Annotated in this window: 19 protein-coding genes; 9 read left to right on the forward strand and 10 right to left on the reverse strand. The window is 68.6% G+C overall.

Going from position 1 to position 22,607, the window contains the following annotated elements; translation table 11 throughout:
• The coding region (locus VD972_RS30835) for a serine/threonine-protein kinase (protein ID WP_324992359.1) at positions 1-2,493 on the forward strand (2,493 nt) is incomplete at its 5' end.
• A gap of 1 nt (position 2,494) precedes the next feature.
• Here the strand turns inward: VD972_RS30835 and VD972_RS30840 are convergent.
• The 6 genes from VD972_RS30840 to VD972_RS30865 all read right to left on the reverse strand — a co-directional run bounded on the left by VD972_RS30840 (position 2,495) and on the right by VD972_RS30865 (position 10,283).
• Entirely contained in the window at positions 2,495-3,208 is a 714-nt protein-coding gene (locus tag VD972_RS30840) for a hypothetical protein (RefSeq protein WP_324992360.1), read from the reverse strand.
• A gap of 204 nt (positions 3,209-3,412) precedes the next feature.
• Positions 3,413-4,111 (reverse strand): hypothetical protein, encoded by a 699-nt coding sequence (locus VD972_RS30845; RefSeq protein WP_324992361.1) that lies wholly within the window; start codon positions 4,109-4,111, stop codon positions 3,413-3,415.
• Between the two features lie 150 nt (positions 4,112-4,261).
• Positions 4,262-5,740, reverse strand: a complete 1,479-nt coding sequence (locus VD972_RS30850) for an Ig-like domain-containing protein (protein ID WP_324992362.1) — start codon at positions 5,738-5,740, stop codon at positions 4,262-4,264.
• A 31-nt stretch (positions 5,741-5,771) separates the two neighbouring features.
• Positions 5,772-7,199, reverse strand: coding sequence for an Ig-like domain-containing protein (locus VD972_RS30855; protein WP_324992363.1), 1,428 nt, complete (start codon positions 7,197-7,199; stop codon positions 5,772-5,774).
• Between the two features lie 223 nt (positions 7,200-7,422).
• Positions 7,423-9,438, reverse strand: a complete 2,016-nt coding sequence (locus VD972_RS30860) for a hypothetical protein (RefSeq protein ID WP_324992364.1) — start codon at positions 9,436-9,438, stop codon at positions 7,423-7,425.
• Positions 9,439-9,680: 242 nt separating this feature from the next.
• Positions 9,681-10,283, reverse strand: coding sequence for a DUF2378 family protein (locus tag VD972_RS30865; RefSeq protein ID WP_324992365.1), 603 nt, complete (start codon positions 10,281-10,283; stop codon positions 9,681-9,683).
• A 115-nt stretch (positions 10,284-10,398) separates the two neighbouring features.
• Between VD972_RS30865 and VD972_RS30870 the strand changes: the two genes are divergently transcribed.
• From VD972_RS30870 to VD972_RS30885, 4 genes are all read left to right on the forward strand, one after another.
• Positions 10,399-10,815 carry an MAPEG family protein gene (locus tag VD972_RS30870; protein WP_324992366.1) on the forward strand — a complete coding sequence of 139 codons (417 nt, stop codon included), beginning with the start codon at positions 10,399-10,401 and terminating at the stop codon, positions 10,813-10,815.
• 80 nt (positions 10,816-10,895) lie between these two features.
• A complete protein-coding gene (locus VD972_RS30875; protein ID WP_324992367.1) occupies positions 10,896-12,035 on the forward strand; it encodes an aromatic ring-hydroxylating oxygenase subunit alpha in 1,140 nt (379 codons plus the stop codon).
• Between the two features lie 50 nt (positions 12,036-12,085).
• The gene (locus VD972_RS30880; RefSeq protein ID WP_324992368.1) at positions 12,086-13,570 is read left to right on the forward strand and encodes an AlkA N-terminal domain-containing protein; all 1,485 of its coding nucleotides are present in this window, start codon (positions 12,086-12,088) and stop codon (positions 13,568-13,570) included.
• A 17-nt stretch (positions 13,571-13,587) separates the two neighbouring features.
• Positions 13,588-14,127, forward strand: coding sequence for a methylated-DNA--[protein]-cysteine S-methyltransferase (locus VD972_RS30885; protein WP_324992369.1), 540 nt, complete (start codon positions 13,588-13,590; stop codon positions 14,125-14,127).
• On the opposite strand, the gene VD972_RS30890 is transcribed toward VD972_RS30885, so the two are convergent.
• The 4 genes from VD972_RS30890 to VD972_RS30905 form a co-directional block, all read right to left on the reverse strand.
• Complete coding sequence (locus tag VD972_RS30890; protein ID WP_324992370.1) at positions 14,102-15,493, reverse strand: di-heme oxidoredictase family protein; 1,392 nt, start codon at positions 15,491-15,493, stop codon at positions 14,102-14,104. The two genes, VD972_RS30885 and VD972_RS30890, sit on opposite strands and share 26 nt — an antisense overlap.
• A gap of 72 nt (positions 15,494-15,565) precedes the next feature.
• Positions 15,566-16,378, reverse strand: a complete 813-nt coding sequence (locus VD972_RS30895) for a hypothetical protein (RefSeq protein ID WP_324992371.1) — start codon at positions 16,376-16,378, stop codon at positions 15,566-15,568.
• 199 nt (positions 16,379-16,577) lie between these two features.
• Positions 16,578-17,900 carry a hypothetical protein gene (locus VD972_RS30900; RefSeq protein WP_324992372.1) on the reverse strand — a complete coding sequence of 441 codons (1,323 nt, stop codon included), beginning with the start codon at positions 17,898-17,900 and terminating at the stop codon, positions 16,578-16,580.
• A 38-nt stretch (positions 17,901-17,938) separates the two neighbouring features.
• Entirely contained in the window at positions 17,939-19,207 is a 1,269-nt protein-coding gene (locus tag VD972_RS30905) for a hypothetical protein (RefSeq protein WP_324992373.1), read from the reverse strand.
• A gap of 203 nt (positions 19,208-19,410) precedes the next feature.
• Here VD972_RS30905 and VD972_RS30910 point away from each other — a divergent pair, with 203 nt between their 5' ends.
• From VD972_RS30910 to VD972_RS30925, 4 genes are all read left to right on the forward strand, one after another.
• Positions 19,411-19,626 (forward strand): hypothetical protein, encoded by a 216-nt coding sequence (locus VD972_RS30910; RefSeq protein ID WP_324992374.1) that lies wholly within the window; start codon positions 19,411-19,413, stop codon positions 19,624-19,626.
• Between the two features lie 153 nt (positions 19,627-19,779).
• A complete protein-coding gene (locus tag VD972_RS30915) occupies positions 19,780-20,628 on the forward strand; it encodes a xanthine dehydrogenase family protein subunit M (RefSeq protein ID WP_324992375.1) in 849 nt (282 codons plus the stop codon).
• Positions 20,621-21,121, forward strand: a complete 501-nt coding sequence (locus VD972_RS30920; RefSeq protein WP_324992376.1) for a (2Fe-2S)-binding protein — start codon at positions 20,621-20,623, stop codon at positions 21,119-21,121. The genes VD972_RS30915 and VD972_RS30920 overlap by 8 nt, the downstream gene beginning before the upstream one ends.
• Positions 21,118-22,607, forward strand: a 1,490-nt coding sequence (locus tag VD972_RS30925) for a xanthine dehydrogenase family protein molybdopterin-binding subunit (RefSeq protein ID WP_324992377.1), incomplete at its 3' end; no start/stop codon positions are given. The genes VD972_RS30920 and VD972_RS30925, both read left to right, overlap by 4 nt.

Raw genomic sequence — 22,607 nt, forward strand, 5'->3', positions numbered from 1 at the left:
CAGACGCTGCGCAGCTGGCAGAAGCAGCGCTCGTGGCGTGAGGTGCTCGACAAGTACCTGGCTGCCGGGCGAGGGCTGATGGCGGCTCATGCGGCGGGCCTCATCCACGGCGACTTCAAGCCGGACAACGTCCTCGTCGGCCAGGACGGGCGAGCCCGCGTCACGGACTTCGGAATGGCCCGGCTCGAGCCTTCGCAGCTCCCCTCGGGGAGCGCGGAGCCAGCACCGAGCTCCTCCCAGGTGTTGGAGCCCGTGCTCACTCAGCCCGCCAGATGGGGAGGGACACCGTTCTACATGGCCGCCGAGCAGCTCCGGAGCCAGCGCGCCGACGCGCGCAGCGATCTGTATGCCTTCTGCGTGTCGCTCTACGAGGGCCTGCATGGGCAGGTCCCCTTCCGCGGCAACTCGGTGGACGAGCTGCTCGAGGCCCAGCGCACGGGCAAGGCGATGCTCCCGGAGAGCTCTGCCGTACCCGCGTGGGTGCAGCGCACGGTGCTCCAGGGGCTGCACAGCAGCCCGGCTCAGCGGCCCGCCTCCATGGAAGTGCTGCTGGCCGCACTGGAAGACGATCCCGAAGTGAAGCGCCAGGCGTGGCTGCGACGGGCGGGCGTGGCAGGCGTGACGGCGGTGCTCGCGGTGCTGGCCCTCTGGGGATGGGCAGCCCAGCAGAGAGGGCCGGAGTGCGGCCGGCTGGAGCTGCGGCTGTCCGGAGTCTGGGATGCGACGGTGAAGGCCCGGGTGGAGCAGGCCCTGCTTGCCACAGGAGTGCCGTACGCGCAGGCGACCGCGGCGCGGGTGGCGCGGGAGCTGGACACCTATGCGGGCGGCTGGCTCCAGCAGCGCACAGAGCTGTGCTTGAGCACGGGCCGTGAGAGGCCCGCCCAGACCCAGGGGCTGCCGCTGCTCCAGGAGTCCTGCCTGGAGCGACGGCGCAGCCAGCTGCGTGCGCTCACCGAGCTGCTCTCCCAGGCCGCGGACCGGGCGCTCATGGAGAAGGCGGTCCAGGCCGTGGAGTCGCTGCCTCCCCTGGAGTACTGCGTGGATGCCAAGGCGCTCCTGGCCGCGGTGCCACCACCAGAGGATCCCGCGGTGCGCTCGAAGGTGGAGGCACTCCAGGAGCAGGTGGATCGACTCGAGGCCCTGCTCGAGGCCAGCCAGTACCAGGCGGGGCTGGCGCAGACGGACAGGCTGCTGCCCCAGGTCGAGGCCGTGGGCCATGCCCCCCTGCTGGCTCGCACCCTCTCCCTGGGAGCCCGGCTCCGCGCCGGCGCAGGCGACTTTCCCAGCGCCGAGGAGTGGCTGCGCAAGGCCATGGTGGCCGCGGCGGAAGGCAAGGACGGCGCCCTGCTCGCCCGCGCCTGGGGTGACCTGATCATGCTGGTCGGCGACTCCCAGGGCCGCTTCCAGGAGGCGCTCCTGCTGCGCCCCGCGATGGAGAACATCGTGGAGCTGGCGGATGACGACTGGATCCGCGCCTCCGCGCTCGACAGCCTCGGCACCGCCCTCATGGGCATGGGCAAGTACGAGGAGGCAGGCCAGGTGTTCAGTCGCGCGCTGGAGCTGCGGCTGAAGACGGGCCCCGAGGAGAACCTGGGGGTGGCCGGTTCGATCAACAACCTGGGCGCGGTGCTCTTCTACACTGGCAAGTACGAGGAGGCCCGGGAGAAGTATGCGCGAGCCCTGGAGCTGCGAGAGCGGATCCTCGGGCCCGAGCACCCGCGAGTGGCTCGTTCGCTCAACAACCTGGGCAACGTCCTCCGGGAGATGGGCCGGTTCGAGGAGGCGCGGCAGACGCATGCGCGTGCGCTCGCGCTGAGGGAAAAGTCGCTGGGCCCCGAGCACCCGGATGTGGCCGGCTCGCTCAACAACCTGAGCGCCGTCCTCGAGGAGCTGGGCCAGTACGAGGAGGCGCGAGCGGCGCAGGCCCGCGTGCTGGCGATCTGGGAGAAGACGCTGGGCCCCGAGCATCCAGATGTCGCCATCGCGCTCAGCAACCTGGGCGTCATTCTCGGCGAGCTGGGCAAGCACGAGGAGGCCCGGCAGATGAACGAGCGCGCCCTGGCGCTGCAACAGAAGGTGCTGGGCCCCGAGCACCCGGAGATCGCCAACACCCTGAGCAACCTCGGCGACGCGCTGAGGAAGCTGGGCAGGCACGCCGAGGCGCGGGAGAAGTACACGCACGCCATGGCCTTGCAGGACAAGGTGCTGCCCGCGGGCCATCCGGATCGCGCCGAGCTCCTCCTGGGGATGGGCCGGCTCGGGCTGGATCAGCGCAGACCGGCCGACGCCCTGCCCTTCCTCGAGCGCGCGCTGAAGCTGGCCCCGGAGGGCATGCGCGCGGAGATCCAGCTCCCCCTGGCCCAGGCGCTCTGGGAGGCCCGAAGGGATCGCCCCCGCGCCGTGGAGCTGGCCACTCAGGCGCGGGAGCACTGGAGGAGCCAGGGCCGCAAGGCCGAGGCCGAGCTCGCCTCCCAGTGGCTGGAGACGCGCTGAATCAGCCCGCGATCTTGCGGCCGATGGTGGTGGCGATCTTCTTCAGGTCGAGCTGGGTGCCCGACTTGCTGTGGCGCTCGAGGTCCTCGTCAGCCCGCGTCTGCTGGCTCTTGAGCGCGGTGCTCTCCTGGGTCGAGTCCGCGTCGCCACGGGCATCCGCGATCTGCTCCTGCTGGCCCAGCAGCTTGCCGGTCTCGGCCCGGGTGATGGTGCCCTTGGCGATGCCGTCCGCGAGCTTGTCGAGCTGGTCCGCCTGGCGCTTGGCGGGGGTGTTGAAGATGTTGACGATGCCGTTCAGGCTGCTGCTGAGGCCGCTCTTGACGGCCGTGTCGATGAGCTTCTGGGCGTTCTGCTGCATCGCGGACAGCTCGATCTTCTCCTTCACGGAGAGCTTGCCGTCAGACATGGCCCGCTGGGTGGCGCTGGCGACGGTCTGCTGCGACTGCAGCAGGGCCTCGGCCTCCTTGGCGCTGACAGTGCCCTTGCGCACGCCGGCGGCGACCTCGTGCAGCTGGCGAGCCTGCGTGTTGCGCGTCGCGGCGAGCGGGCTGGCCACGAAGCGGTCGACGACCTTGCCCACGAGCCCGCGAAGGGGCTTGTTGTGGTCCGCCTTGGCTCCGGCAAACTTGCCGGTGTTGTCCAAGATCTTTGTCTGCTTCGCGGTCAGGGGGGTGTTGGCGACGGGGGCCTTCACGGTGCCGTTGATGGAGGACATGGGGGCTGCCTTTCAGGTTGGGGAGCCGGAGAGTCCGGCGAGTGTGCCCATGCCCTACTGCACCCCCTGTGCCATGAAATGAAGGCTGCGGTGTGACAACCAAACCCCTGGATTCTCTAGAGGGGTGCCTGGATGCAGCGAAGCCGCCGCCCTGGCTGGTCTCTGGAGAGACCAGCCGTGAGTGAGCACTTGAGTTTCCGCTGATCACCCGCGTTGCCACCCCGCTGCGGAGTTGTCTGTCGGTGGCCCTTTGCCAAGGGGATCCCAGACGTACTCATGGGTGGGGATCAGCTTCAGGTTCGTCAGCTCATGCCGCTTGACGAGCTCGGCGAAGCGCTCGGAGACGAGGAGACGCCCCTGGAGACCCCGGGGGCGGAACACGCCCTCTCCCTGCCAGCTCCCCGGCTCCAGGGTGAAACCATGGATCGAGTCCACTCCGCTATTTCGGCACTCAGGGCATTTCACGGGCTCGTCACGGCGGATGTGGCTGCGCAGATCATCGACAGCCCCACGGCCGAAACAAGCGGTGACGGCGTAGTAGCGGGGCTCGGCACCAGGCTTGGAGCCCTTGTGCTTCCTCCGCACACGCAACACCTGGACGGGATGGAAGCCAAGCAGTCCAGTCAGTCCTTCCGCCCGGAATGCCGCTGCAAAGCGCTCGGAGATGAGGAAGTCATAGCCCGAGGACTCAACAAAGTCGCCGAGGCCCTGGCCATGCAGTTCTAACTCGCCTCGGTAGGGAGGCAGCCACGTCCGCATGCCGATGATGGCGCCGCACTGCGGACAGCGGGGGGCTTCTCCCGTGCTGACAGGCTCAGCGCTATCGAACTTGGTGTCATGGGGCCCCAGCATGTCATCCGTGAGCACGAAGAAGCGCGGGGGCGGTGGCACTTCAGAAGCCATGGGGAAACCTTTCAAACATCTCCTTGCGGCTGTAGAGCTCGCGCAGCATCTCATGAACTGTTCCGGAGAGACATCGCGTTTGGCTCTGAGCCATTCGATGACCTCCTGATCCACATCAGGGTTCGCCCCCTGCAGCTTGTGGGGCTCTCGTCAGTTCTGGATCCGGACCGGCACGCCCTCGGTGACGATCATGTTGCCCGCCGCGTCGAAGATGCGCGCGGTGAGCACGTAGTCCCCGTTGGTGAAGTTGAGTGTGTTGAAGTTGATGGCGTACGGCGCCGTCCCATCCCAGGTGACGTACTTGCTCCCCACGTAGAACGTCACCCGATCGATTCCCTGAGGGTCCAGGGCTCTGACGGAGAAGGGGGTTGTTCCACTCAGCACCGCCTGGGGGTCGGGGGAGGTGATGGAGCCGGTCGGCTCGACGTCGTTCTCGATCGAGAACCTCACGAAAGTTGTGTCGACATGGCCGGCCAGATCGTAGGCCTCGGCATAGAGGTAGTAGTAGTCGCCATCGGCGTGGTCGGTCGTGTCCCAGGTGATCTCGTAGGGCGGTTGGGTGAAGGTGCCCAGCAGGGTGGAGCCGTAGTAGAAGTTCACGCGCGCCACGCCAATGCTGTCCTGGGCCGAAGCCTTGAACGTCACGGTGCCTGACACCACGGCTCCAAACGATGGCTCGGTGATGAACACCAAAGGCGAGGTGTTGTCCACCAGGACGGTGACCGGCGCGGAGACAGCTCGCTGGTTGGACCCGTCCACAACTGTGGCGGTGAACTCGTGCGGGCCGTCGCTGTAGGCAGTGCTGTTCCAGTTGAGCTGGTAGGGCGCCGCCGAGTCGTAGCCCAGGTAATCCGCACCGCTATAGAAGAGGACTCGGTTGATCTCGATGTCATCCGAGGCGTTGGCCGAGAACCTCACCGTGCCGCTCACCGCCACCCCCGGCGACTCGAGGATTACCTGAGGCGGCGTATCCCCCAGCCGAAACACCAGGTCATCCCGGTCCGCGTAGCTGCCAGACGCGCAGGAGCCCGACGTGGAGTTGGTGCGCATGATGGCTCGAATGGCCTGCACCTCCGCGCCCGCGGACAGATAGAAGGTCTTCGAGAGGACGTGGCTTCCGTAGTGGGTGGGCTGCACCGTGCCGACGTGCGTCCACTGCGGAGCGTTGGCGTCTGGGGCGTAGTAGAGCACGAGCCGGTCATTCGTGTTCCCGGTGGCAAAGACGGTGGCCTTCACCGTGACCTTCTTGTTGGGAAGGAAGCCGCCACCATCCTCGGTGTAGATGCGGACCTGGTCCAGCGACGCGGCGTCGTGGTACTCGCCCGCGGTGCCGTCCGCGCACGAGGAGAAGAGGGTGTTGGGAGCATTCGCCTCGGGGCCGAGAGGGCCCCGGCCGTTCACCAGCGTTCCCGTGTCGCAGGAGTTGGCTGGCGTCAGGCAGGCAGGTGCCTGGAAATGCGCATCATGGCTGGCCAGGGCTGCACCGCTGAGCGGCGCGCGTGCCACCTCCAGTGTGGGGGCGGCTTCGTCGGGGCCGAGCGGGAACTCCCGCTCCTGATTCATTCCACAGCCTGCGAGCACGAGGCTGGCCAGTGCACTGATCCTGCACATCGGACCAAAGCGAGTCATGTCTGTCTCCTGGTTGATGGGAAGAAGCTCGTCAGTTCTGAATCGTGACAGTCACGCCCTCGGTCACGGTCATGTTGTCGTCCGTGTCGAAGAGGCGCGCGGTGAGCACGTAGACCCCGTTGGTGAAGTTGAGCGTGTTGAAGTTGATGGTGTACGGCGCCGTGCCATCCCAGGTGACGTACTTGGTCCCCACGTAGAACGTCACCCGATCCACGCCCTGCAGATCCTGGGCGTTGACGGCGAAGGTGGCCGTGCCGCTCAGCACCGCCTGGGGAGCGGGGGAGGTGATGCTGCCCGTCGGGTCGTTCTCGATCGTGACAGTCACGGACGAGGTGCTGACATGGCCCGCCACATCGTAGGCCTTGGCATGGAGGGCGTAGTTGGGGCCATCGGCCGTGTCCGCCGTGTTCCAGGTGAGCTGGTAGGGCGCCTGGGTGGCGGTGCCCAGCAGGGTGGAATCCCTGTAGAACTCCACGCGCTCCACGGCATGGCCGTCCTGGGCTGAAGCCTGGAGGGTCACGTTGCCTGACAGCACGGCTCCCGTCGTTGGCGCAGTGAGCGTCACCGAAGGCGCGGTGTTGTCCACCACGACGGTGAACGGAGTGGAGACAGCCGTCTGGTTGTTCAGGTCCCAGGCCTTGGCGGTGACCGCGTAGGGGCCGTCGGGGAAGTGGGCGGTGTTCCAGGTGTCCTGGTAGGGCGTCTGGGTGGCGGAGCCCAGGTAGAAATTGGAGCCGTAGATGGGGTGCGCGCCAGAGAAGTTGACCAGGTCGACCCCGAAGTCATCCCAGACATCGGCCGAGAGCGTCACCGTGCCGCTCACCACCGCACCCGGCGAGCTCATCGCCACCTGAGGCGGCATGTCCCCCACTCGGAACACGACGTCATCCCGGTCCATGCGGATGCCGGAGACGCAGGGGCCCGACGTGGAGGTGTTGCGCACGATGGCTCGGATGGCCTGCAGCTCCGCGCCCGCGGACAGCGTGAACGTCTTCGAGAGGACTCGAGTGCCAGGACCGGGGGCCTGCGCCGTGCCCACGTGCGTCCACTGCGGAGCGTTGGCGTTCGGGGCGTAGTAGATCACCAACGAGTCCTCGGTGTAGACGTCATAGGCCCAGAGAGTGGCCTCGACGACGACCCTCTTGCCCGCCAGGAAGCCGCCACCGTTCTGGGTGTAGATGCGCACCCGGTCCAACGACTCGTACCAGTGATACAAGCCCAAGGTGCCGTCCGCGCACGAGGAGAAGAGGGTGTTGGGAGCGTTCGCCTCGGGGCCAGAAGGGCCGCGGCCATCCACCAGCGTTCCCGTGTCGCAGGCGGTGGCCGGCGTCAGACAGGCAGGGGTCTGGAAATACGCATCATAGGTGGCCATGGCTGCACCGCTGAGCGGCGCGCGGGCCACCTCCAGTGTGGGAGCGGCCTCGTCGGGGCCGAGCGGGAACTCCAGCTCCTGATTCATTCCACAGCCTGCGAGCACGAGGCTGGCCAGTGCACTGACAGTGCACATTGGACCGAAGCGAGTCACGTCTGTCTCCTGGGTGATGGGGAAGGAAGCCCGGCGCCGCGTTTGCGGCTTGTTCCGGATTAACTTCTCTCCACAGTACAGGCCTGACAGACTTTTGTATGCCCATGGAAAACCCTAGTTGGGTTTTCCCCAAGAGCGCGTGTCTTTGGGTTTCCCCTTACTTCTTTCCCGTCCTGCGACTCAGGGCGGACTGGCCTGCCACCACATCGAGCGGGGTGAGCTCCACGGTCACCCACCGCCCGTCTTTTCGCGAGACGACGTTCGGCCTGCGCTGCCCCAGAGAGGTCACCAGGGTGCGCAGGCTCTCGGCCGTGCCACTGTCTTCCTCGTTGGGAAACTCCCGCAGCAGCGTCGCGAGATCGGCCATCGTGCGCTGCACCTGGGTGGGGTTCGGCTTTGCGCGCAGCGGCTCCAGCAGTTCGACGGCCCGCTTTGCTCCCTCGGAGCTGAGGCCGAAGAGCGAGGCATTCCTTCGAATCCCCACGCGAAGAAGGTTCCGAGCCGCCGGGGCATCGCCCTTCTGGGTCCGCGCGATCACCGGCCCCGCGAGCGCGCGGGCGGTCCGGCACGCAACGCGCTGGAGGAAGCCGACCCCTCCGAACAGGTAGTGCCCCGAGAACAGCCCGCTCTCGGACAGCTGGTGGAGGATGGCGGGCTGCGCGAGCGCGGGCGCCTCCCGCGGGATGATGGAGAGGAAGGAGGGCATGCCCTGCTCCTGCGAGATCAGGGCAAGCCGCAGCACGCGCTGGCCCGCGGCGGTGGCCCCCACCACGTCGAGGCTCCCCAGGCAGACCTGCGCCTCATCCGTCAGCTCTGGGCAGAGCGGCTGCAGGGTGCTCCTCAACGCAAGCACGTGCACGCACCCCTGCAACACCGCCGCGAGCGGCACGGCGGCGCGCTCGAAGTCCTCCCACCCGGCGGCCCCCTGCGGCTTGGGATCGGAGATGTCCTGCAGGTGCTTCAGCCGCGAGAACCCGGGCACGCAGCGCTGCCTGGCGGTGCGCAAGGCTCCCGTGAGCGCCTCCGCGAGGGCTCGGGCCGCCACCTCATCCCCCTGGGTTTTGAGCGCGACGACGAGCTGCACGGCCCAGGAGGCGCCCCCCGGCGCGTGGGAGAGCCCCTGGGCCACGCTGCCTGCAAGCGTGCCCGCTCTGTCGGGCCCCTTGGACTGGAGGAGCCCGGAGACGAACGCATGGGCGAGGAGCCGGATGGAGAGCGGCGCGAGCAGCTCGCTCGCCCGAAGCAGCGTTCCTGTCAGCGGCTCTCGCTCCGGTCCGAGCGCGAGCCACTCCTGCCCCAGGGCGCGGAGCCACTCCTGGGAGTTCTCGATGAGGCCATGGCGATAGGCAGGGCTTCCCCCCGCGCGCAGCGCCTGCTCGAGCCCGGCAGCCCGCCCAGCGGAGGACTCCTCTGTTCCCGCCAAGGCCGTGGCCTCGCTGGCACCGGCCGAGAGGAGCAACTCCTCGAAGACCCCCGCGCTGTTGGGCCCCACCTGGCTGACTGTGCGCGAGACGAGCCCGGCGATCCTCCGGCGATCGGCGGAGGTGCACTCCTCCACCTTGCCGGCGAGCGCCTCCATCTGAGGGCGGACCTGCTCCGAGAACAGCTTGCGGAACCCGTCTCCGCGCTCCTGGCCGAGCTGCAGGTTGAGGTGGCGCAGCAGGTCCACGGGAGGCTTGCCCTGGCGCTCGAGGTGCTCGAGAAAGAGGGCCACGTTCCGCGCCTGATCGTACTCCGTCGCCCCCTGTTCATCACCGTGCAGCAAGGCGCGCACCGAGGAGCCATGGAGCCCATCGAGCTCGTCGTCCGGGTGCCCGCGCGCCACCGAGCGAGCGGCCCCGGCCCCGGTCCCGGCCGAGGCCTGCTTCCTGAGCCTCTTCCGGGCCTTGCGCAGGCTGGCGCGCTTGAGCGCCGCGAACGCTGCTCCGAATGTGCCGGACAGCAGGGGCTTCGAGGTGGCCGGGCCCGCGTCAGGCTCGCCTTCCTCACCGCTGCCCACGGTCGAGGAGGACTCCCGAGCCTCGCTCCGGGCCTCGGTCTTCTCCGCGCTGGTGCCCTTTCGCGCGGGAAGCTGCGGGGCGGCTCCCACCAGCCCGCGCATGAGCTGACCTGCGAGCCTTCCGGCGGACATGAAGGCCGAGCCGAACTGCTGGGCGACCTCCCGCGCATTCATGGGCGAGGGGGGGGGCTTCGCAGCCTGGGACGGAGGCGGCGGCGGGCTGGGCGCGGGTGCCGCTGGCGGCGGGCTTGCGGGGGCCGGGCTCGCCGGCGCCGCCGGCCTGGGCGAGGCGGCAGGCCGCGGGAGCGGAACTCCTTGAGGAATCGACGGGCCGATCTTCGCCATGAGCAGGGCTCAGTCTACCAGCTCAGCTGGGGAGCTTGAAGCGGCCCCGCGGAACTCCAGCTCCTGCGGGCTCAGCTCTTCTCTCGCAGCAGGAAGGTGGCGCGGCGCGAGCTGGGATCTGTCCCCATGAGCGCGAAGTGGGGGGATTTCGGCCCACGGATGAACTCCGCGGACGCATCCAGGAAGCCGCGCATGAAGCTGGCGTCAATTCCCGGGTGCGTGGCCAGGGCGGGGACGAACTCAGGGAGGATCTCCAGGGTGATCTCGAGGTCCCCGTTGGGCAGCTCGTGGGACTGCGCGGACAGGAAGTTGCCGCCGGTCTTGAGCGAGCGGGCCAGCTGCGCGAGCGCCCGCTGCCAGCCCATCTTGCGCAGCCCCTCGAAGAGCGCCTTGCCCATGGTGGTGTGGCTGTAGCCCTCGGCGACCTTGCGGCCGGTGGCGTGCATGGCCTCGTTGCGCGGCAGATGCGGGAAGAGCAGCTGCGCGCAGATCCACACCACGTCGTACCAGACGGTGAGGGGGTAGGCGACGAGCAGCGGGCGGCTCAGATCGATCCCGGCGGCCTCCAGGCGGCGCACGGCGTCGGGGTCGAACTTGCCCCGCATGGCGTGCATGACCAACGCCTCGAACAGCTGACTGAAGACGACGGGCTCGCTCTGGGAGGTCGCTGACATGGAGTTCCTGGATGCTCACGTCGAGGGATCCACGCTGTCAAGCGGGGCCGAGGCCCAAAGTCGTACGGGATGCGTCTATGGTGGGCGCCCTCACTCCCATGGAGAGGTGGAGACGATGGCCAATCCGATTCTCGTTACGGCGTTGATGGCAGTCCCGGTGACGGCGCTGTATGGCGCGATCAGTGCCTTGTGGATCTTGGGACTGGGGATCAACGTCAGCCGTGTGCGCGGCAAGCACAATGTGTTTCGGGGCGACGGAGGGCACGCTGATCTGGCCGCCGCCATTCGCGCGCACGGCAACACCGTGGAGCACGTGCCGCTGATCCTGGTCCTGCTGCTGGCCGCCGAGCTGTGTGGTGGATCCTCGACGCTGCTCCACGTCTTCGGCGGAGTGCTGGTCGTGTCGCGCATCCTCCACACGGTGGGGTTGTTGCGGCAGACGTCCGCCATCCAGATCCCTGGCGCGCTGTCGACCTATCTCCTCGAGGCCGGGCTCCCGATCTACCTGCTCATCCTGCGGCCCTGGGGCTGAGCAGGGTGGAGTTGCGGTCCCCCTGAGCGCTCGTCCATTCTGTGGGGCAGGATACACGCCGATGCGGCGGGAGGAGCGCCTTGGAGCAAGCGAAGCAGGTCGAGCTGGTCCGCCGGGTGCTGGAGCACCTGCGCACGGGCACCACGCACATGGTGGAGGAGGAGTCACGGCTGCCGGTGGCCCCCTACCTCCAGCCAGAGCGCCTCGAAGCCGAGCAGCGGCTGTTTCGCAAGCTGCCGATGATCGTCGGCCACGCGTCGCAGCTGGCCGAGCCAGGCGACTACCTGACGCATGACTCGATGGGGACGCCGCTGCTGCTGTGCCGGACGGCCTCGGGCGAGGTGACGTGCTTCCTCAACGTTTGCCGCCACCGGGGCACGCGGCTGGTAGCCGAGGCGCAGGGGCGGCGGAAGCAGGCCTTCGTGTGCCCGTACCATGGGTGGACGTATGACTCGACCGGGCGGCTGCGGGCGGTGCCGGACGAAGTGGGCTTTCCGAGCCGGCCCTCCGAGTCCGTGGGACTTGTCCGAGTGCCGGTGGTGGAGCGCCTGGGGCTCCTGTGGGTGACGCTGGAGCCGGGAGGCCCGGACGTGGACACCTTCCTGGCGCCGGTGATGCCGGATCTGGCGGGGTTCGGGCTGGAGAAGCTCGTGGCGTACAAGCCGCACACCATGGAGCGGAAGCTCAACTGGAAGATCGCGATCGAGATCTTCCTGGAGGCCTATCACCTCCGGTACGCGCACCGGGAGTCCATCTATCCGCTGTTCTTCAACAACGTGGGGCTGGTGGACAGGCTCGCGCCGCACATCCGGGCCATCTTCCCCAAGAAGACGATCCAGGAGTTGGGGGGCCAGCCGGAGGCGGGGTGGGAGCTGCGCAAGCACGCCAACGTGCTGTTCCAGCTGTTCCCCAACGTGCTGCTCCTGGTCCAGCCGGATCACGTGTCGGTGAGCACGGTGCACCCGCTCGGGGCGGACCGGACGGAGTACCGGACGTTCTGGCTGCTGCCCCAGCTGCCGGAGACGGAGAAGGCGACACGCTACTGGGAGAAGAACATCGAGATCCTCATCGGGGCGGTGCAGGAGGATCTGGCGATGGGCGAGTCCATCCAGTCCGGGCTGCGCTCCGGGGCGAACGAGTTCGTCCGGCTCGCGCGCTTCGAGCAGGGCCTGCGCTACTTCCGGGACGATCTCGACGCCTACCTCGCTTCGTCACGGTGACGTCCGATTCTGGCGAGCGCCTGGCGAGGAGATGCGCTCAACTGCACTCCATGGCAACCCAAGTCCCTCTCGATCAGGACCTCTGTTACCGCGCGCTCGCAGGGCGGGACGCCCGGTTCGACGGGCGGTTCTTCGTCTGCGTCAAGACGACCCGGATCTATTGCCGCCCGGTGTGCCCCGCGCGAACGCCGAAGCGGGAGAACTGCCTCTTCGTTCCCAGCGCGGCCGCCGCCGAGGCCTTGGGCTATCGCTCGTGTCTGCGCTGCCGGCCGGAGACTGCGCCTGGCACACCGGCCTGGGCTGGGAGCGAGGCGAGCGTTGCCCGGGCCTTGAGGTTGATCGAGGAAGGCGCGCTCGACGAGGGCTCCGTCGAGCTGCTCGCCGCACGGCTCGGGATTGGCGCCCGGCAGCTCCACCGCCTGTTCGTGCGGCACCTCGGCGCCAGCCCGCTGGCGGTCGCCAGCAATCGACGGCTGCTGATGGCAAAGCAGCTCATCACCGAGACCGAGCTGCCCTTGAGTGAGGTCGCGGCCGCCGCGGGCTTCCAGAGCCTGCGCCGGTTCAATGATGCGGTGCGTACGGTCTACCGCCGCAGTCCGAGCGAGCTTCGCCGTGGCTCCAAGGGGAGTGGCACACAGGCGTCCGCGGCCATCTCGCTGCGCCTCGGCTATCGCCCGCCGTTCGATTGGGAGCGCGTCCTCGCCTACCTCGGCGGACGGGCGATCCCGGGTGTCGAGGAGGTGGGGGAGGAGACGTACCGGCGGACCTACCGGCTAGGCAACAGCACAGGCGCCATCGAAGTCACCCATCAGCCCTCCCGGCGCGCGCTGTCGGTTCGGATCGACGGGGCAGGTCCGCTGCCCGTGCGCCAGATCGTGGCGCGCGTGCGCAGGCTGTTCGATCTGGATGCAGATCCCGCGGCGATCACCGCGGTGCTTGGCGGCGATCCGATTGTGGGGCCTCGTCTTGCCCGAGCGCGCGGACTGCGTGTTCCTGGCGCGTTCGATCCCTTCGAGCTGGCGATCCGCGCTGTCCTGGGCCAGCAGGTCTCCGTGAAGGGGGCAACGACGCTTGCGGGGCGCGTAGTCCAGCGCTGCGGTACGCCGGCTGCCGTCGCGCGGAGCGGACTCACCCATCTCTTCCCGACCCCTGAGGAGCTGGCCCGGGCGGACCTGTCGGGCCTCGGGCTGACCAGCGGACGCACTCAGGCGCTGAAGAGCCTGTCAGCAGCGTGTGCCTCGGGAGCCTGCGAGCTGAAGCCGGGCACGAGCCTCGACGACAGCGTCGCGCAGCTCGTCACACTTCCAGGGATTGGCGAGTGGACAGCGCACTATGTCGCCCTACGCGCGCTCGGCGAGCCCGACGCATTCCCTGCGGCTGATCTGGGCCTGCGCAAGGTAGCGGGCGGGGGCGTGCCCATTGCGCCTCGAGCGCTCGAGCGGATGGCGGAGGCCTGGAGGCCGTGGCGCGGCTATGCGGCGCTGCTGCTGTGGACGGAGCCGATGCTCGACGCTGTCTCGAGCTCTGCGGCCTGAGCTGGGAGGACCGACACATGAAGATCCGCATGACAGACGATCTGGCCACGACGCGCCTGGAGACACCCATCGGAGCGCTGCGGCTCGCAGCGAGCCAGGAGGGGCTCGTGGCAGTGCTCTTCCCTGTCAACCCGCAGGAGCTGCCGGCGGCCCAGGGAAATGCGCGCGCGCGCGCCCATCTGACGGAGGCGTGCACGGCGCTCGAGAAGTACTTCGCCGGCCAGGGGACGACGTTCGAGGAGGTGAAGCTCGCGGCGAGTGGCACGGAGTTTCAGCTCCAGGTGTGGCAGGCCTTGAGCCGCATCCCCTTTGGCGAGACGGTCAGCTACGCCAGCATCGCGAGGCGGATCGGGCGACCGAAGGCGGTGCGCGCGGTGGGGCTCGCCAATGGACAGAACCCCCTCCCGATCATCGTCCCGTGCCATCGCGTGATCGGATCGAATGGATCTCTCACGGGCTTCGGCGGTGGCATTCCCACCAAGAAGTGGCTCCTCGAGTTCGAGGGAGCCCTGACGCCGGAGCTGCTCCCTGTCAGAGCGAGCGGAGGAAGGAGATGAGCGCCTCGCGCTCCTCGCGCTCCAGCTTCTTGAAGCGCTCGCGTGAGGCCGCCGCCTCACCGCCGTGCCAGAGGATGGCCTCCTCGAAGCTGCGGGCGCGGCCGTCATGCAGCATGCGGACCTGACGGTTGACGGCCTCCAGCAGCCCGAGCCCCCACAGCGGCGCCGTCCTCCACTCGGAGCCGCTCGCCTCCGCGTCTGGACGGCCGTCCGCCAGCTCGGGCCCCATGTCGTGCAGCAGCAGGTCCGTATACGGGCGGATGGTCTGCTGAGCGAGCTCCGGGACATCGGAGACCTCGCCCGTCTTGAAGACGGAGTGGTGGCACGTGGCGCAGCCCGCCTGCTGGAAGAGCGCCTGTCCCTGGCGCACAGCCACCCCAGTCACATCCCGGCGCGCGGGGACGGCCAGGAGCCGGAGGTAGAGCGTCGTCTTCTGGAGCTGGTGCTCCGAGAGCTCAGGCCCCTGGGCAACGGGGATCGCACGGCAGGACTCCTGCTTCGCCGTGCAGTTGCGCTCGGGAAAGAGGGGAGAGGTCAGCCCCAGGTCTTCTGAGAAGGCACTCGCCACTTGCTGCTCCAGCGAGGGCTGGTTGGCCTTCCAGCCGAATCGTCCCAGGGAGGCCTTACCCAGGCGCTTGCTGGCGACCCGGTTGGGGCGACCGGAGACGCCGTCGCCGTCTCGATCCTCGGGGTCCGCCAGGGCGAGGATGGCTTCCTCGGGAATGGCCTCGAGCAGCCCGAGTCCGAAGACCGTGGCGGGAATCCGGGGGGAGAGCATGGCGCGCGGCGCGAGCGGGCCATAGGCCAGGCGGGTGACGCGGTAGTGGGGCTTGCGCAGGGTGTACGACGTCCCGTCGGCGTAGCGCCCCTTGACCTGGGTATAGGACACCTCGACGGTGCCCTCGGCCGGGACACCCGAGGTGGCCTGATCATTGAGCTGACCGCCGTAGACCGGCTCATGGCTCCCCGCGGCGACGCCCGTTGAGGGCACGCTCAAGCGGACGAGGAGCGGCGCCTCGGGGCCGGGCTCCGGGAGGGGACGGCCGCGGCCATCCTTGAAGTGGCACGAGCCGCACCCGGAGGCATTCGAGAGGGGCCCGGCCAGCTGCTTGGAGAAGGCCGGCCAGTCCCTCATGAACAGCGCCTTGCCCTCGAGCATCTGCGTCCAGCGAGTGCGCTCCATGTTCCCCAGCGCGCGGCCGAAGGCGTTGTGGGAGGTGTCATGGACGGTCGTGCTCCCGCCGGAGAGCGCCTCGTCTTCCTCCACCGCCAGCGGGAGCGCCGACTGGGAGGGGCTGGCGGCGAGCAGGAGGGCCAGGGACCACCAGGTCCACTTCACGGACACGCGCTTGGGAAGAAAGGACATGGCTCGCCTCGGTGACAGCAGCCGGAAGCGGGAGCGCTGGGCGCCCGCCTCCGGTGTGGAGCAGCGTGACGGCTACTTGCAGACAGGGTCGACGGACTCGCTGGCGATGGTCATGGACGCCGCAGTGCTCTGGATGAGGATCTGGTCGAAGCCCAGGTACGGGTAGCTGGCCGCGCCACGGACCTCCTCGTTCAGCACCAGCTCATCCGCCTCCACCCGCCTTCCATCCGCGAGCTGCAGGCTCGTCGCGGAGAGATCGAAGCGCCACTGACAGGCGCCACGAGGGGTGACGTGGAAGGTGTTGCGGCACGGGGTGTTGCAGTAATTGCAGTTGGGGTAGCCGGCCGAGTAGCAGGAGCTGATGCACGAATTGTAGTTCTGGTTGTAGGGCCGGCAGGCCGGAGTCCAACCCGGATTGGGCCTGGACACGATGCCAGGCGTCCCGCTCCGAATCCCTCCGACGGCGGCCTGGAGGACGCCATCACGGTAGAGGAGCGCGGAGTAGGTGGACTCCTGCCCCGAGCCGGTGAAGGTGGCGGCGTACGTGGTCGTCTCTCCCCGCGTGTCGAGGGTGGCGGTGCTGGTCGGGGCCCCCTCCGACACGGAGGTGAGGATGGTCCGCTGGGCGTCCTTGCCGGCATTGTCGGAGAAGAGGGCGGCCGTCCAGTTCGAGCTCAGGCCCGTGTGGATGGCCACGCCATCCTTGCCGGTGGTGTCGCGGCTCTCGGCCTTGAGCCCCTCGTCCGTCACGCTCAGCCTGGCTGCGCCTATCCCACAGTGGTTGACCCCCTGGAACTCCACACACTCCTGGGCCTGGGCCTGGGCGAGGGGGAGGACGAGGGTGAAGATGGCGGCCCAGAGAGACTTTCCGAGACTCAGACGCATTGGCAGCTCCGTACGCGCCAGGGGGGATCCCTGGCTGCTGCTGCGGGGCAACTTCAATGCGCGTGCCGCTGGAGCCGTCCCTCTCCCGTGCCTGCGGAGAGGCGGCTCCTGTGACATGGGGCGCTACGGGGAGGGCCTTCGTTGTGACGTGAAGGGTTACAACCAGCCCCTCCCTCGGCCACCCGTGCCTCGGCCCACCTCAGCGCTGAAGCGTGAGGTGCTTCGTGTCCTCCAGGCCGTCGTAGATGAGCCCGTAGCCGTTCGTGGTGCGCTTGGAGACGCGGAGCCGGAACTCGTAGGCGCAGGTCGGCATGGCCGGGGGGTTGAAGGTCGTCGCACCGTTGTAGCTGACCGTGAAGACTCCTCCGGTCCACTGCCGGGTCGCGTTGATGTGCGTCGCGTAGGTGTCCCCGCCGCCGGGTGGGACCAGGGTCGTCTGGTTGTGGCCATACAGGGTGGTGAGGGTGTAGCCCCGCAGGTGGCCGTTGGGGTCCTGGGCCGTGAGCGTCACCTCCAGCCTGCCCGTGGTGAAGTGGACGATGTCGCAGACCTGGACGACCTGAGGCGGGCCGCTCGGAGGGAAGTGGGTGATGGTTCCCAGGGCCGCCTGGGGCGGAGCGTTGTCGACCCGCATCTTCAGCTGGCCGAACGCCGGATCGATGATGAGGGAGCTGGACGGCACCAGCACGGTCCCTGTGGCGTCCACCTTGAACCCCTGGATCCGCAGCGTGTACAGGCCGTTGGCGACCTTGGTGGAGTCCCAGCGGGCGATCAGGTCCGGGAAGATCCACGGCACGCCGGGCTGCTCCACGTAGGGCAGGGTGTAGACGTTGACCTGCCCGCCCTGGGAGAACGGCCCCATGGCGATCGTCCGCCACGTCCCGCCCCCCAGCGCGAACTCGTAGTACGTGTTCGAGAGCGGATCCGAGATGTCGTTCCAGGTGACTCCATCGGACGAGTACTGGACCTTGTACCGGTACACATCCGCGAACTGGCCGAACCACCCGGCGAGATCGAGCGTGCCGCCGAAGGGCGCATTCGCGTCGCTGCTGTTGGGTGCGGCGGGGCTGGTGTCGGGGCGGGCGTAGCCGCTCGCGGCCGGGCCCGAGGTGTCGATCTGGTTGACCCCGAGCGTCCCCACCCGCGTGAAGAGGAACAGGGAGTCCGTGGGCCTGCCTGTGAGGGGCGCCGGCATGGCGGACACGCCCTCGGAGGCCTTGAGCGTGACGGAGAGCACGTCACCGATGTTCCGCCGCGTCTGCGTGGCAGGGTTCTCGTTGTAGAGGATGCGCTCGGTGCCATCCACGCGCTGGGTGACCTTGAAGTGCACGTCCGGGCGGTTGCCCGGGATGCTCACGTCGTGCGGCCACGGGAAGGTGAGGTTGAACTTCCCGGACGCATCGGTGGTCGCGGAGCCCAGCGGCGTTGCAACCCCGAGCTGGTAGGCCCTCACGGTGGCGAAGGGGAGTCCAGCCCCCGTGCTCTTGCTGATGGTGCTTCCCTGGATATTGAAGGTGGCCATGGTGGGTTCTCTCTCTTGAGTGGATGGTGTCGCCTGCCCTACCTGCACGCGGCCTGGAGGAGCCGCAGATCGCCCTTGAGGATCTCCAGGGGGATCGGGTGCAGCGGCGCCTCGGAGAAGCCGGACTTGGTGAAGTGGCGCTGGTATCCGACGACTCCCGCCACGGGCCGCTGGAACCTGTCGTCGCTGAAGGCGACGACCTTGACCACGCCGAAGCCCGCCTGCAGTGCACGCCGGAGATCGATCTCCAGCAGATCATTGGGGCTCAGCTTGTCGCGCAGACACTTGAGCGGCTTCTCGTCCTCATTGAAGAGGGCCACCCACACGTAGACGTAGCGGCCGTTGGGATTGACGAGCTGCAGGACGCTCGAGCGGCCTTCGCGCAGGTCCCACGTCCCCACGAGGTAGGGGCTCAGCACACCGCCGGAAGGGGGGAACAGGAGCGGCCGGGCATGATCCACCGCGACGTCGAACGAGAGTCCGCCCTGGATCTCGCCGTCCAGCCGCAGCGCCACATCCACGTGCTGCTTGAGGGGCTTGTCCTCCGGGCTCCTCGCCGGGGGTGGGGTGAGCGTCAGGGTGATGAGCCGCTGCTCCCCTCCTTTCAGCATGAACTCCTTCGGCTCCTGGATCCCCTCGAACCGGAGCTTCCAGCCGTCGGGGATGCCGCGCAGCAGCAGCTCGCCTCGGGCGTCGGCCCGCCGAGGGTTGGCGGCCATGAACTTGAGTGACATCGCCTCGCCGAAGACGGTCTGGACGTTGCCGAAGTTGTTCTGGGCGTGGTTGTTGGCGGTGTTCGCATCCCCTGCCAGCTCGATGCGCACCAGCACGCAGAAGTGATTGAACTCGTTGAGGGTGTAGCCTCCCCACGCACCGCCGTTGTTCTCAGAGAGGTTGCTCAGGTCCCACGGAACTTCGATGAGCTGCTCTTCGCCGGGGGCCAGGTTGACGCCCGTCACGACGGCGATCTCCTTGAAGTGGGCCCAGGAGGCGGGGGACCACAGCCCATAGGGTGCGTAGTGGAACCTCACCGTCACGTTGTTCGCGGGGCTGCTGCCCAGGTTGCGCACGCGCGCGAACAGCCTGTTGGTGAGGCCCTTGGAGGGCTCACCGGGCTCGTTGCCGATCCCATTGCCATCGTTATCCGCGTAGATGTCCGGGGTCTGCCAGGGGGGAGGAGAGCCGGGGGGGCTGCCCCAGTCCCGGATGGAGGGATCGGACTGCGCCGAGGCCGCGGAAGCGCCCAGGAGCAGGGCGACGAAGAGGACAAGCCAGGCACTGCGTCCACGCACGCCATCTCGGTTCATGTCACGCCTCCAGGAGGACGGGAGGCGCGCTGTCGCGCCCTGCGTCTTCATTCCGAGAGAGGCGGGGTTCTTCCGTTGTGACCTACACGCAGGCGGGGCTCATGCCCGGGTCAGTCTCCTGCTCCTAGAGCACTCAATCGTCAGGGGACTGCCGCTTTCCAGCACGGCTTCGAGTAGAGTGCAGTCTCCACGGGAGGAGCTCCATGGTTTTTGTCGTCCTGGCACTGGTCCTCGCGGGTGTGCTGCTCAGCGCCCTGACGCTCATCTGCGTGATCCAGGTCGGCCGCCAGGTCGCCAGGCTCGAGGAGCGGGTGGCCTGGCTCGAAGGCACTGGGCCCGTCGAAGAGGGAGCCGAGCCGGACTCCGAAGTCCCCGAGATCATGAAGGCCGGTTCCACCCAGCCCCCTGGCAGCGCATAGCCCCGCGCGCGAGGCGCCCCACGAGAGCGCGCCTCCGCCGGGAAGCCTTACCGCCGCATGAGCCAGGTGGGGATGTCCTGCCAGGCCTGCGGCGTGAGGACCCCGCCGCTCGGGATGAGCGCCATGCCGCAGGGACCCATTCGAGGTGATGGCATGAGGTACGCAGAGCCGGAGACGGTAGAGGAAGGAGTCTCGCTCCTGGCCGCCACGGAGCAGGCGCGCTGTCTCGCGGGGGGAGCCTCGCTGGTGGCGATGATGCATGCAGGCCAGGTGGCGCCCCCGATGCTGATCAGCCTGCATCGGATCCCGGAGCTGTCCACGATCACCGAAGCCGCGGACGGGATCTGGCTGGGTGCCATGGTGCGTCATCGGACGGTGGCCTCAGACGTGCGCCTCCGCGGGGCTATGGAAGTCGTGCGCAGTGCCGCGGGGCAGCTCGCACACCCGGCCATCCGCAACATGGCGACGATCGGAGGCTCGGTAGGGCTCGCCGATCCCAGCACCGAGCTCCCCGTGGCCCTGGTAGCGGCCGCGGCCCGCGTCGAGATCGCCGGACCCAGGGGGAGGCGGATCGTCCCCATTGAGGAGCTCTTCGTGGATCGCTTCAAGACTTCGCTGGCCCGCGGCGAGCTCGTCACCCGGATCTTTGTTCCCCAGGGGCTCAGCGAGGCGGTGGGCCACCACCTCCGGTTCAGCCGGGTGTCCGGCGACTACCCGACCGTGTCCATCTCGCTGGTGCTCACCCTGGAGGGGGACACATGCCGCCAGGCGCGCGTGGCCGTGGGCTCCTGTGGGCCGGTGCCACTCCATGTGGACGCGGCCGACCAGCGGCTCGTGGGGAGTCGTCTCGCAGAGGAGGATGTGGCCGAGGCGGGGCGGATCCTGGCCCACGCCGCTGTGCCCATGGATGACGTCCGCGGCACGGCCGAGTACCGGCGCATGCTCATCCCGCGCCTGCTCGGGCGCGCCCTGTCCCTGGCTCGGGAGCACGCTCATGGCTGACAAGCTTCCTCTCTCGCTCACGATCAACGGGGTGGCCCACGAGCTGGCCGTGGCCCCCGAGCGGACCCTACTGGAGGTGCTGCGCGAGGAGCTTCGTGCGATGGGCACCAAGCGTGGCTGTGACCAGGGGAGCTGCGGGGCCTGCATGGTCCTGGTGGACGGCGAGCCGGTGTTCTCCTGCCTGTCCCTGGCCGTCAAGCTGCGAGGCCGGGCGATCACCACGATCGAAGGGGTGGAGCAGGGGCGCGAGCTCCATCCGGTGCAGCGGGCCCTGGTCCAGCATGGCGCGGTGCAGTGCGGCTTCTGCATGTCGGGCATCGTCCTCACCGCCAAGGCGCTGCTGGACCGCAACCCACGCCCCACGGTCGACGAGATCCGCCACGCGCTTGGCAGCAACGTCTGCCGGTGCTCAGGCTACGCCAAGATTGTCGAGGCCATTGCCTCGCTGAGCGAACCGCCAGGCCCGGCGCTCCCCGAGGGAGGGCGCTCATGAGCCACCCGGAGAAGCCAGGGACCGGACCGACGCCCGTGGGGGACATCCTGGGCAAGTCGGTGCCGAAGCTGGACGCCCGTGAGAAGGTCACGGGACGTGCCGTCTACACCGATGACATGACCTTGCCGGGCCTGCTGCATGGCGCCCTGCTGGGCAGCCCTCATCCCCATGCCCGGATCCTGTCGTGCGACACCTCTCGGGCCAGAGCCCTGCCGGGCGTCCGGGCTGTGCTCACGGCTGAGGATCTGCCCGACCGCTACCTCGGCGCCGTCATCAAGGATCAGCCGCTGCTCGCTCGCGGCAAGGTCCGCTATGCGGGCGAGCCGGTCGCCGCGGTCGCCGCGGTGGATCTCGAGACGGCCCGCAAGGCGCTCGAGCTGATCCACATCCAGTACGAGGTTCTTCCCGCGGTCTTCGATCCCGAGGAGGCGCTGAGGCCGGACGCGCCCGTGCTCCACGAGCAGCGCGACGCCTACTTCAGCCTCCAGGAGAACACCGAGGCGCGAGCCCGAAGCCCGAACGCCGCCTCGCACGTCCGGCTCGTCGAGGGCACACCGGACAAGGTGTGGGACCAGTGCGAGGTGATCGTCGAGGACGTGTACGAGACTCCCGCGCAGCAGCACATCTACCTGGAGCCGTGCTCGAGCCTGGCCACGGTGGATCGGGACAGCGGCAAGGCGACCGTCTACACCTCGACGCAGACGGTGTTCCGGGCGCAGGCCATCACCGCCGAGGTGCTGGCCATGCCCATGTCCAAGGTCCGGATCATCGCGCCGCGGGTGGGGGGTGGGTTCGGTGGCAAGACAGAGTCGACCAATCAGCCCATCGCCGTGGCGCTGTCGAAGGTGGCCGGCGCGCCGGTGAAGCTGACGTTCTCACGCACGGACGACATGTTGATGATGAGGTCGCGCCACGCGGCCCGCATCTACGTGCGGACGGGCGCGACGAGAGACGGGCGCATCCTCGCCCACAAGGTTCGGATGTACTACGACACCGGGGCCTACGCGGACGATGGGCCGTTCGTCTCGGCGCTGGGCGCCTGGCTCGCGCGCGGGCCGTATCGCATTCCCCACGTGGAGATCGAGTGCTGGTGCGTGTACACGAACCGGCTCCGGGCGTCGGCGTTCCGCGGGTTCGGCAACCCCCAGGTGCACTTCGCCAACGAGGTGCAGCTCGATCGGCTTGCGGACAGGCTGGGGATGGATCCCATCGAGCTCCGGCTCCGGAACGCGCTGGAGACGGGCGAGCGGTGGCTGGGGGGGGCGCGCGTCGAGAGCGGCACGCTGCGGGCCTGCCTGGAGCGGGCCCGGGAGGTGTCGGGCTGGAGCCAGCGCCGGAGCGCGCGCGCCTCGGCTCCTGGCAAGCGGCGGGGTGTCGGAGTCGCGGCGATAGGGCATGTCTCCGCGCTGCTGGGCTCGAGCGCCACGGTGCGGCTCAACGAGGATGGGACTGTCACCGTCAACACAGGCGCCGTGGACATTGGCCA

The sequence above is a fragment of the Hyalangium sp. genome (assembly GCF_035629615.1).
GTDB lineage: Bacteria > Myxococcota > Myxococcia > Myxococcales > Myxococcaceae > Hyalangium.